The sequence below is a fragment of the Aequorivita flava genome, assembly GCF_038742595.1.
GTDB classification, from domain to species: Bacteria; Bacteroidota; Bacteroidia; order Flavobacteriales; family Flavobacteriaceae; genus Aequorivita; species Aequorivita marisscotiae.
Genome location: NZ_JBANCF010000017.1, coordinates 42,010 through 52,142, shown reverse-complemented (window position 1 = coordinate 52,142; position 10,133 = coordinate 42,010). Strand labels below are relative to the sequence as shown.

General features: G+C 37.0%; 8 protein-coding genes and 1 rRNA gene. 1 reads left to right on the top strand and 8 read right to left on the bottom strand.

What is annotated here, in order from left to right; all coding sequences use genetic code 11:
• Positions 1 to 5 precede the first annotated feature (5 nt).
• Positions 6 to 115, top strand: a 5S ribosomal RNA gene (rrf, locus tag VZD24_RS14500).
• Between the two features lie 261 nt (positions 116 to 376).
• Here rrf and VZD24_RS14495 read toward each other — a convergent pair.
• The 8 genes from VZD24_RS14495 to VZD24_RS14460 form a co-directional block, all read right to left on the bottom strand.
• Complete coding sequence (locus tag VZD24_RS14495; protein ID WP_279448688.1) at positions 377 to 607, bottom strand: DUF6095 family protein; 231 nt, start codon at positions 605 to 607, stop codon at positions 377 to 379.
• Positions 600 to 1,415: an N-acetylmuramic acid 6-phosphate etherase gene (gene murQ, locus VZD24_RS14490; protein WP_342687967.1), complete on the bottom strand. Its 816-nt coding sequence runs from the start codon at positions 1,413 to 1,415 to the stop codon at positions 600 to 602. Before murQ ends, VZD24_RS14495 begins: the two co-directional genes overlap by 8 nt.
• 59 nt (positions 1,416 to 1,474) lie before the next feature.
• Positions 1,475 to 2,278, bottom strand: a complete 804-nt coding sequence (locus VZD24_RS14485) for a DUF4249 family protein (protein ID WP_342687968.1) — start codon at positions 2,276 to 2,278, stop codon at positions 1,475 to 1,477.
• Positions 2,279 to 2,282: 4 nt separating this feature from the next.
• Positions 2,283 to 4,643 carry a TonB-dependent receptor gene (locus VZD24_RS14480; protein ID WP_342687969.1) on the bottom strand — a complete coding sequence of 787 codons (2,361 nt, stop codon included), beginning with the start codon at positions 4,641 to 4,643 and terminating at the stop codon, positions 2,283 to 2,285.
• A 65-nt stretch (positions 4,644 to 4,708) separates the two neighbouring features.
• Complete coding sequence (locus VZD24_RS14475; RefSeq protein WP_342687970.1) at positions 4,709 to 6,937, bottom strand: NADP-dependent isocitrate dehydrogenase; 2,229 nt, start codon at positions 6,935 to 6,937, stop codon at positions 4,709 to 4,711.
• A gap of 675 nt (positions 6,938 to 7,612) precedes the next feature.
• A complete protein-coding gene (rplS, locus tag VZD24_RS14470; RefSeq protein WP_342687971.1) occupies positions 7,613 to 7,963 on the bottom strand; it encodes a 50S ribosomal protein L19 in 351 nt (116 codons plus the stop codon).
• 138 nt (positions 7,964 to 8,101) lie between these two features.
• Positions 8,102 to 9,823, bottom strand: coding sequence for an alpha/beta fold hydrolase (locus tag VZD24_RS14465; RefSeq protein ID WP_342687972.1), 1,722 nt, complete (start codon positions 9,821 to 9,823; stop codon positions 8,102 to 8,104).
• Between the two features lie 5 nt (positions 9,824 to 9,828).
• Complete coding sequence (locus tag VZD24_RS14460; protein WP_279448681.1) at positions 9,829 to 10,083, bottom strand: autorepressor SdpR family transcription factor; 255 nt, start codon at positions 10,081 to 10,083, stop codon at positions 9,829 to 9,831.
• Between the last annotated feature and the right edge of the window lie 50 nt (positions 10,084 to 10,133).

Here is a 10,133-nt window from a genome sequence, read left to right as displayed (position 1 = left end):
TGATTTAAGGTGGTTATAGCGACGGGGCTCACCTCTTACCATTCCGAACAGAGTAGTTAAGCCCGTTTGCGCCGATGGTACTGCTATCCAGTGGGAGAGTAGGTCGCCGCCTTCCTTTAAAGACCCAATCATTTATTTGATTGGGTCTTTTTTTTTGCATTGAACCCGCGCACCTGCGCTCCCACTGCCGTGGGTGGGTTGGGAGTCGTTACATAAAGCGTAACTCTTGGTGTCTGTTCGAGCGCAGTCGAGAACTTTGAGCTCCTAACTTCCTATCAGGTCGCGATCCTGCTCGATCAGATAGCTTGATTAATTTTTTAATTCTTTTTGAAAACATCTTTTTTATTCCGGAAGTATCTTCAAAATTTGTTGGTACCTATTTGTAGAAAATGGCGCTCATAATTGTATTGATGCCTTTAAAAAGGAGGAAGATAGCTCCCGCTCCAGCTATTACTCCGAAGAAAAGAAATACAAATAGCATAAAGGTTTCTTTATTTAAAAATGATAAAGTGATTAAATAAGGGCTCAAAAACAACAAGGGTAGCGCAAATGCTAAAAACTTTAAACCCTTTTTTAGTAAATCGAAATTTGTGTGTGTTTTACTCATTTTTAAAATTATTTATAACGTTTCGAACATTTTTATATTTTTCCAAAAGCCTTTGTGCTTCATTTTCTGAAATGCGTAATTCGCTCATAATCATTCTCACTCCACGATCTACCAGCTTATTGTTACTTAGCTGCATATCAATCATTTTGTTTCCCTTCACTTTGCCTAATTGAACCATTGCTGCTGTAGAAACCATATTTAAAACTAACTTTTGAGCTGTGCCAGCTTTCATTCGTGAACTTCCAGTTACAAACTCAGCACCTACTACTACAACCACTGGATATTGTGCTGTATTGGCTAATGGGCTACCAGCGTTACAGGTTATACACCCGGTAGAAATATTGTTTTCGTGACACTTTTTTAAGGCGCCAATAACATAAGGTGTTGTACCGGAAGCAGCGATACCAATTACAAAATCCTTATCGGTAATGTTTTCTTTCTGAAGGTCTTTCCAACCTTGTCTTTCCGAATCTTCGGCAAATTCTACAGCTTTGCGAATGGCCGAATCGCCCCCTGCTATTAAACCTATAACCAATTCGTGAGGTACACCGAAGGTTGGTGGGCATTCACTGGCGTCCAAAATACCTAATCGACCGCTGGTGCCTGCACCGATGTAAAATAACCTTCCGCCGTTCTTTAATTTATTAACCACTTCGTTAGTGAGCGATTCAATTTGGGGAAGTGCATTTTCTACAGCATAGGCAACGGTTTTATCCTCGTTGTTTATATTTTGAAGCAGTTCAGAGACACTCATTTTTTCCAAATGGTTGTATTTTGAATCCTGCTCAGTGGTTTTTGTAAAATCCATTTTTTATTATTCATTGTATAATGTATCCCGAAGCGTCGTTGTTGCTAAGGTATAATATTTTACTGTACTGTATAATTAAGCGTAGAAACTTCAGAAATTCTAAAATATCCCAAAGGATAGTTATCCGGATTAGTTTCGTTTACAATATTGCCTCGAACGGTTGCAGGCTGTGTTTCAAAAGGGCCACCGCCTTGGTCGCTGGTTTGTTGTAAAAGAATAAACATAAAGTTGTAATATGCTTGACTTACACCGTAAATATTAAATTGTACTTGGTCCTCTGGCGCTAAATCGTCAACCAAAAAATATCCAAAAATCGTATTTCCGTCAAAAAATTCATCATTATAAACGTCTAAAACATCACCTTTTTCAGATAGCCCTTCAAAAAAATAGAAATTTCTTTGGTCGGCCGGATCTGTAAAAAATACTTTTAGTTCAATATCTTCTCCCGTAAATCCGCCATCATTTCGCTGTTCAACAAATTCTAAAGGTGAAACATTGTACAGTACTTCAGTTGCGCTATATGTTTCGCCTTGGTGTACAATTTCCAAGGTGTATTCTTTTTCAGCTTCTACCGGAAAAGTGGCAGAATATCTCCCATTGTTAAAATATTCAAGGTTTATAATAAATCCTTCTTCCGTAATAATCTTTACCTCCGCATCTGTAATTTCTGTGTTTTCATTTCCGAAAAACGGTTTTGTTATCGTTAATCTCACAGTTGCTTGAACTTGTTCTTCATCAATATTTTTATTACAATTTGCTTCTATAACTAATCTGGGAGGAGCTTCATTAAGTTCAACTTCAATAACGTCTTCACAGGAAGAAAAAATTCCGAAGAAAATTATAAAAATAAATAGCTTCTTCATATTCTTAAAATTTAAAATTATAAGTTACCGATGGAATTATTCCGAAAATTGAAAGTCGAACCGCTTCATTTTGGCGAATATCAGTATTCTCCCTAAAACTTATAGACGCTGCATTTTTTCTGTTATATACATTATAGATGCTGAAAACCCATTCGCCTTTCCAACGCTTAGTGCTTTCGGGTTTTGGAGTCCACGTGGCAGACAAATCTAGACGATTAAATGTTGAGAGGCGACTTTTATTTCGGGCTTCATAAACCGGAACTACCACCCCATTGTAGCTATATTGTCCTTCGGGATATGTTGTTGGGATACCCGTTTGGAAAATAAAATTGGTGCCGAAAGACCATTTATTTGTTAATTCATATTGTCCGGTGATAGAAATATCGTGTGTTTTATCCCAAGCGCTATTGTACCATTCGCCATTATTTATACCAGTTTCTATCGCCGATCTTCCCGGTGTACGCTGCTCACTTTTAGAAAGAGTGTAGGCAATCCAACCCTGTAATTTGCCAGTATTTTTTTTTAAAAGCACCTCAAGGCCATATGCCCGTGCTTCGCCATTGAGCAAAATTTGTTCTATTGCATTGTTGGCAATTAAATCTGCATCATCTACATAATCCAAACGGTTTTGTACCTTTTTGTAAAAGGTTTCTACTTCCAGGGAATAGTTCTTAAAATTTCTAAAATACCCCAATGCTACTTGATCTGCCAATTGTGGTTCAATATATTTTCCACTGGGGGCATAAATATCAAAAGGGGTAGGCGAAGTGGTATTACTGATTAAGTGAATATACTGCGCCATACGGTTGTAGCTGGCCTTAATGGAAGCGTTATCGCTCAACAAATAGGAAATAGCGAAGCGAGGCTCTAAATTGGCGAAGGATTTTATGGTTTCACTTCTACTGAATGAAACGGTGTCTATGGGTTTGGCTTTTTGATAAATATCAAGATTTTCGTTATATATTATCGGATTGTTATCTTGGTACAGAAACAGTTCATCCTGCCCCAACCGGTTAAAGTTTGACAATCGAAGCCCCGCTTGGACCGAAATTTTATCAGACAGATTAATTTCAGCATCAACATAGGCCGCATTTTCCCAAGCATATTTATCTGTTAGTTTAAAAGGGTTGATTCCGGAATCTTCTGTGGTTGGTGTTACATCGCCCGGATTAAATTTGTAGTAAATACTATTAACGCCATAGCGTAAATCTACGTTGTTTGATATATAATGCGTAAAATCATACTTTACATTGAAATTTCGAATACCACTGTCAAAATCAAATTCTACAAATTTCAGCTCTAAACCGTAGTAATAATCCGAATAGATTAGGGATAGATTTGAAAACAATTTACTTGAAAAGAGGTGGTTCCAACGAAGGTTTAATGTTGTGTTGCCAAAACTATTCGCGAAACTGTCTGAGATTTCAAAAACATCCCTTCCAAAATAACCCGATAAAAACAAACGGTTATTTTCGTTGAGATTGTAACTTAACTTGGTATTTAAATCATAAAAATAGGCAATATTATCATTGTTGAATAAGGGAAGAAATAAGTGCGCATAACTACTTCGGCCGCCTATTAAAAATGATGCAGTGTCTTTTTTAATGGGACCTTCCAAAAGTAAACGGCTTGCCACCAGCCCAATACCACCGCTGGCGTGATAGTTTTTTTTGTTGCCGTCTTTTTGATAAATATCTAAAACCGAAGAAATCCGACCGCCATATCTTGCGGGAATTCCTCCTTTGTAAAGGGTTAAATCCTTGATGGCATCCGGATTAAATACCGAAAAAAAACCAAATAAATGCGAAGAATTATAGAGGGTTGCTTCGTCTAGTAAAATTAAATTTTGGTCTGCCGCACCGCCACGAACGTTAAATCCGCTAGCGCCTTCGCCGGCACTAGTAACACCCGGAAGTAGCGTAATTGCTTTAATAACATCAACTTCGCCTAATACCACGGGGATTTTTTTAATGGTTGTTGTTGAAAGCGTATTTTTACTCATTTGAGAGCTTCGCACGTTGAGTCTTTCGGCATTTGCCTCAATAACTACTTCGTCTAAACTTTGGGAATCTGTGGTAAGCGCTAAATCTTTTTTGATGTTTTCGGTAAGTGAAACGTCAACAATTTGGGTTTCAAAACCAATGCTGCTGTAATAAATTTTGTAGTTGCCTTTTGGAAGTGTAATTGAATAATACCCATATTGATTGGTTGCCGTTCCCGCTTGTATGGAAGGGATAATTACGTTTACCCCAAACAGTGTTTCGCCTGATTCGGCTTCCAAAATAGTGCCGCTGATGGTAAATTTTTCTTGTGCGAAAGCAGCTATACTTACGAACAAAAGCAACAAAGTGAATATTTTTTTCAAAGGCTTTATTTTATTAGTAAAAAAAACCTTCGGCGAGGCCGAAGGTTTTTAGAATAAATTGGATTTTATTTTAATCCGGTAAGTATTGTATTAAATGTTTTGCTGGGTCGCATGGTTTCAAAAACCAGTTTTTCAGTTGGTTCGTAATACCCCCCAATGGCTACTTTATCACCTTGAGCTGCGATTAATTCCTCGTTTATCTTGGCCTCGTTTTCCATTAATTTTTGTGCAACGGGAGTAAAGATGGTCTTTAAATCTTCGTCTTTACTTTGCTTTGAAAGTGCGTCTGCCCAATACATAGCTAAATAAAAATGACTTCCACGGTTATCTATTTCATTTACATTTCGTGAAGGCGATTTGCTGTTTTCGAGATATTTTTCGGTGGCTTCATCTAAGGCATCTGCTAAAACAATTGCCTTAGGGTTATTGTATTTTGTGCCCAAATGTTCCAAAGAAACTGCTAAAGCCAGAAACTCGCCCAAAGAGTCCCAGCGTAAATGGTTTTGTTCTAAAAATTGTTCAACGTGTTTTGGAGCAGAACCTCCTGCGCCAGTTTCAAATAAACCTCCACCATTCATTAAGGGAACTATTGAAAGCATTTTTGCACTGGTACCTAATTCCAAAATAGGAAAAAGATCCGTTAAATAGTCGCGTAAAACGTTACCGGTAACCGAAATAGTATTTTGTCCGGCTTTTACGCGTTCTAATGTATATTCAGTAGCTTTTTCAGGGGAAAGAATTTTTATTGTTAACCCAGCAGTATCGTGTTCGGGTAAATACTTGTTTGTTTTTTTGATGAGTTCGGCATCGTGGGCACGGTTTTCGTCCAACCAGAAAATTGCGGGATAGCCGGTTGCTTGGGCGCGATTTACCGCTAACTTAACCCAATCTTGTATAGGTAGATCTTTTACTTGGCACATTCTCCAAATATCACCCTTTTCAACGGTGTGTTTAATTATCACCTTTCCGGAATTGTCTATAACCTGAACTATTCCATCTGCTGGAATTTCAAAAGTTTTGTCGTGGCTTCCGTATTCTTCGGCTTTTTGCGCCATTAAACCTACATTTGGTACGGTGCCCATAGTGGTAGGATCAAAAGCTCCGTGTTTTTTGCAGAATTCAATAGTGGTTTCAAAAACTCCTGCGTAACTACTATCTGGAATTACAGCTTTGGTATCGTGGCTTTTTCCGTCAGGACCCCACATTTGCCCAGAATTGCGAATCATTGCAGGCATTGATGCATCTACTATTACGTCGCTTGGAACGTGCAAATTAGTAATACCTTTATCGCTATTAACCATTGCCAAATCTGCATTTTCGGACATTATTTTTTGAATGTCTTGAAGAATGGCATCGCGTTCATTTTTACTTAATTCGGAGAGTTTGTTTTCCAAATCGCCCAAGCCATTGTTAGCGTCAACGCCCAATTTTTTGAATGTATCTGCGTATTTTTTAAACAAATCTTCAAAATATACTTTTACAGCGTAACCAAAAATTATTGGGTCGCTCACTTTCATCATCGTTGCTTTTAAATGTATTGAAAACAATACTTTCTTTTCTGTGGCATCCTTTACCTGATCTTCCAAAAAGGAAACCAATGCTTTTTTGCTCATTACCGTTGCATCGATAATTTCGCCCTTTAAAACTTTGAGATTTTCCTTTAAAGTTATTTTATTTCCGTCCTTTTCAACCAAAACAATCTGTAACTCGTCGTCTGCGCTGAGAGTAAGCGACTTTTCATTGTGGAAAAAATCGCCGTCTTGCATAGTTGCCACGTGGCTTTTACTGTCGCTGCTCCACGCGCCCATACTGTGCGGGTGTTTTTTAGCGTAATTTTTTACCGCTTTTGGTGCTCGGCGATCGCTATTGCCTTCGCGAAGTACTGGATTTACGGCACTTCCTTTTACTTTGTCGTATTTTAATTTTATTTCTTTTTCTTCAGGGGTTTTAGGATCCTCTGGGTAATTTGGAATTTTAAATCCTTTTTTTTGAAGTTCGGCGATAGCTTCATTTAACTGTGGAATGGAAGCACTTATATTCGGAAGTTTAATAATGTTGGCTTCGGGCGTTTTTGCCAATTCGCCCAGCTCGGCCAAATCGTCCGATACGCGTTGGTCTTCCGTTAGGAATTCTGGAAAAACTGCTAAAATTCTTGCTGCAAGCGAAATGTCGCGACTTTCTAACTTTATGTTTGCAGTAGAAGTAAAAGCTTCAACAATGGGCAAAAATGAGTGGGTGGCCAAAGCCGGCGCTTCGTCGGTTTTGGTATATATAATTTTTGAAGAATTTGTCATTGAAAATTATTTTTGGAAATATTAAATTTTAAGAGTGCAAATATAACCATTTGGAGGCGTTTTTAAAAGAGAAGTAGCTCCTTAATTACTCCTCGGTTTTACACTGATAGGGGGTATTTTCTAAAACAAGAAAAGCCATATCACTGTATAAATACATTGTGATATGGCTCCTTGTAAAGTAAATCGTTACCATCAATCCGTCTAAGCGGAATCAAGACAAGTTTATTATTTACTTGCAGATGTGATTTACTTACACGAGTTCACATTTTTTTAGTTTCGCATAGCTGTAAAACAGGTGCGGCTATTAAAAAAGCGACTCATAAACTTTTTTGATCTCAATACTAATAATCTAAAGATCGTGAGTACCTCAAACAATCAAAAAAAGTTTGTAAAGTGTGTTTCTCTTTATTTTTTCAAAATTTAGAGGCTAACATTCGCAAAGAGCGTTAGCTTCGTGTACAATTATGAAAAAACAATGTAAAAGAACGTTACTTTAGGTTATCAAATAAGCCGTTTGGCATATATTGATATGGCTAATATAGAACAGAAAACCGAATGTGCAAGAATTTGTAACCTATTAAAAATCCACAGTTTACAAACACGGTTTGTTAACAATTGTTCATAAAAAAAGCCTTGCAATTGCAAGGCTTTTGAGAGTTTTCAACAAAGAATAAACTATGAACGTTTTTCTTTGATACGGGCTTTCTTCCCGGTAAGTCCTCTAAAGTAATAGATACGAGCTCTACGCACACTACCTTTTTTGTTGACTTCAATTTTTTGAAGCGCTGGCATATTAAGTGGGAAAATACGTTCCACACCAATTGTACCACTCATTTTACGGATTGTAAAAGTTTTAGTAGAACCTGTTCCTTTAACCTGGATTACAACTCCTCTAAAAAACTGTGTTCTGGTTTTTTCGCCTTCACGAATTTCGTAGTAAACGGTAATTGTATCACCCGCTCCGAATTCAGGAAAATCCTTTTTTGTAACAAATTCGTCTTCTACAAATTTTATTAATGCTTCCATTTTAATAACTTGATAAGGTTTAAATTAAAACAACATTCGCGGTTTTCGCCAGAGGTTGAATTAAGTGGGTGCAAAAGTAAGCAATTTAAGTTAGTAGGCAAGAAAATTTATTGATTGTTATAGGTCTAAGGCATAAATTTAATTTTGGGACAGTATCCATGCTGCAATATCGTGTAACACTTTAGGCGAAATAGTTTGCTCAATTTGTCCGTATTCCTGCAACATTCCAGTTTGGCATTCCTGAAATAGATGGTTTAAATTTGGGTACGTTTTTAAAGTGAAGTTTTTTGTTGTGTCCTTTGCCATTATTGCTCTTAAAGCTTCAAGGTTTTCGGTGGCTGGTACTTGCAAATCTTTTTCGCCGTTTAATGCCAGTAGCGGAACATTTAGATTTTCCAGTGAATTCTTCGGGTCGTATTTTATAAAATTACTGAGCCAAGGACTGGAGTAGGAGCCTACGATTAGATTTTTATAGTATGCTTCAGTCATTCCGTGCTCTGACGCAAAAGTTGGATTCGTTTCGAAATATTCGGTGGTGTACTTTTCTAAATTAGTCTTTAAGGAATCGGTTTCAGAAGTGGTTATAGTATTCATTATACCAGAATCAAATTCCAATTCTTTTGAAATAAAGTTTTCATTAGATCCCATGGCTCTAAGTTGCATTTCTTTTTGACGAAGCATTAATTCACTTCCGGGAATCATTACGCCTGCCAAGGTAACTACAAAAGCAATATTATTGCCAGCTGAAGCTACGAGTGGTGCAATAACGCCGCCTTCGCTGTGGCCAATTAACCCAATTTTTTGGGTGTTAATTTCTTTTCTACTTTTTAAAAATTCTATTGCGGCTACTACGTCTCTTGCAAAATCTACGGAAGTAGATCTCGAAAAATCACCAGTAGATTCGCCAACGCCTCTATCGTCATAGCGCAATACAGCAATGCCTCTATTTGTTAGATAATCTGCCAACACCAAAAAGGGCTTGTGATTAAAAATTTCTTCATTTCTGTCTTGTGGGCCACTGCCGGTGATTAAAATTACGGCAGGAAAATTGGTTCCTTCTGCGGGGTAGGTTAACGTTCCTGCCAATTTTACATTATCCTGGGTATTTGTAAACGCTACTTCTTCTATGGTATATAAAAATGGTGCTTCTGGGGTTTGGGGACGGTTTAATTTTTGTTGTGCAAAACTGCTCGTGCAAAGTATTATTAAAACAATTAAAGAAGCCATTTTCTTAAATTGAATATATGAATAGGCAATTGGCACAATTGTTATAATTGCGGTAATTATTATAAACAGTGTTACCGCTATTGGTTCGTTAAAAACAGCGCATGCAAATATTATAAGTAACCCTCCAGCTACCCAAAACTTACCAGCAAACTTGTGGGTGTTTTTCCAAATAGTGTCGTTTTCCAACGTCCAAGGGGTTCTAATGCCTACAAAGTAATTGGGTCTGATAGTTTTAAAATAATTTCCAAGTAAAACAAAAAATGCGCCTATAAGCATTAGGATAAATGTAGGATGTCCCAGCGATTGTTCGTTTACGGCATAAATTATATATACAAAGAGAACAGTGATAAAAAGGGCGGTTATTAAGCGAATACTGTAATATTTATTCCCCATGGAATTCACCAGTTTCTTAGGATCAATTTTAGGGATAAAAAGAAATAATAAATACAGTACGAAAGGTAAAATCCCTAAAAAAAGTAATTCCATTTTACTGCCATATCTATTAATTGTACCGTCTAATCCCCACTGTAAGGGCACTTGTGATGGTAAGTTTTGCCAAACAATGGCAAGATACACAGCCGGTAATAATGAAAGTAGGAGGAGGGGCAATTCTTTTTTAAAATTGAATTTCATAATTTCTATTTTTTTAAGGTTAGTAGCCACGTAAAAACGTCGTCAAGAATTGTTGTGTTTATAGAATAATGAATAAACTGTCCCTTTTTTTCGCCCGATATTAAGTCTGCACGTTGTAAAATATCTAAATGATGCGAAATACTTGGTTTTGAAATTTTAAAGTTTTCGGCAATTTCTCCCGCCGTTAAGTCGTCTTTTTTTAGCAATTCCAGTATTTCCCTTCGGGTTTCGTCGTTAAGGGCTTTAAAAATATCTTTCACTATTGTTTAGTTATTTAGACAAATATCTAAATACTTTTTTCAATTTCCAA

What these genes read in the sequence shown, in the direction of transcription:
- VZD24_RS14495 (WP_279448688.1), bottom strand. Translation starts at nt 607, where the DNA reads ATGAGTAAAACACACACAAATTTCGATTTACTAAAAAAGGGTTTAAAG.
- murQ (WP_342687967.1), bottom strand. Translation starts at nt 1,415, where the DNA reads ATGGATTTTACAAAAACCACTGAGCAGGATTCAAAATACAACCATTTG.
- VZD24_RS14485 (WP_342687968.1), bottom strand. Translation starts at nt 2,278, where the DNA reads ATGAAGAAGCTATTTATTTTTATAATTTTCTTCGGAATTTTTTCTTCC.
- VZD24_RS14475 (WP_342687970.1), bottom strand. Translation starts at nt 6,937, where the DNA reads ATGACAAATTCTTCAAAAATTATATATACCAAAACCGACGAAGCGCCG.
- rplS (WP_342687971.1), bottom strand. Translation starts at nt 7,963, where the DNA reads ATGGAAGCATTAATAAAATTTGTAGAAGACGAATTTGTTACAAAAAAG.
- VZD24_RS14465 (WP_342687972.1), bottom strand. Translation starts at nt 9,823, where the DNA reads ATGAAATTCAATTTTAAAAAAGAATTGCCCCTCCTCCTACTTTCATTA.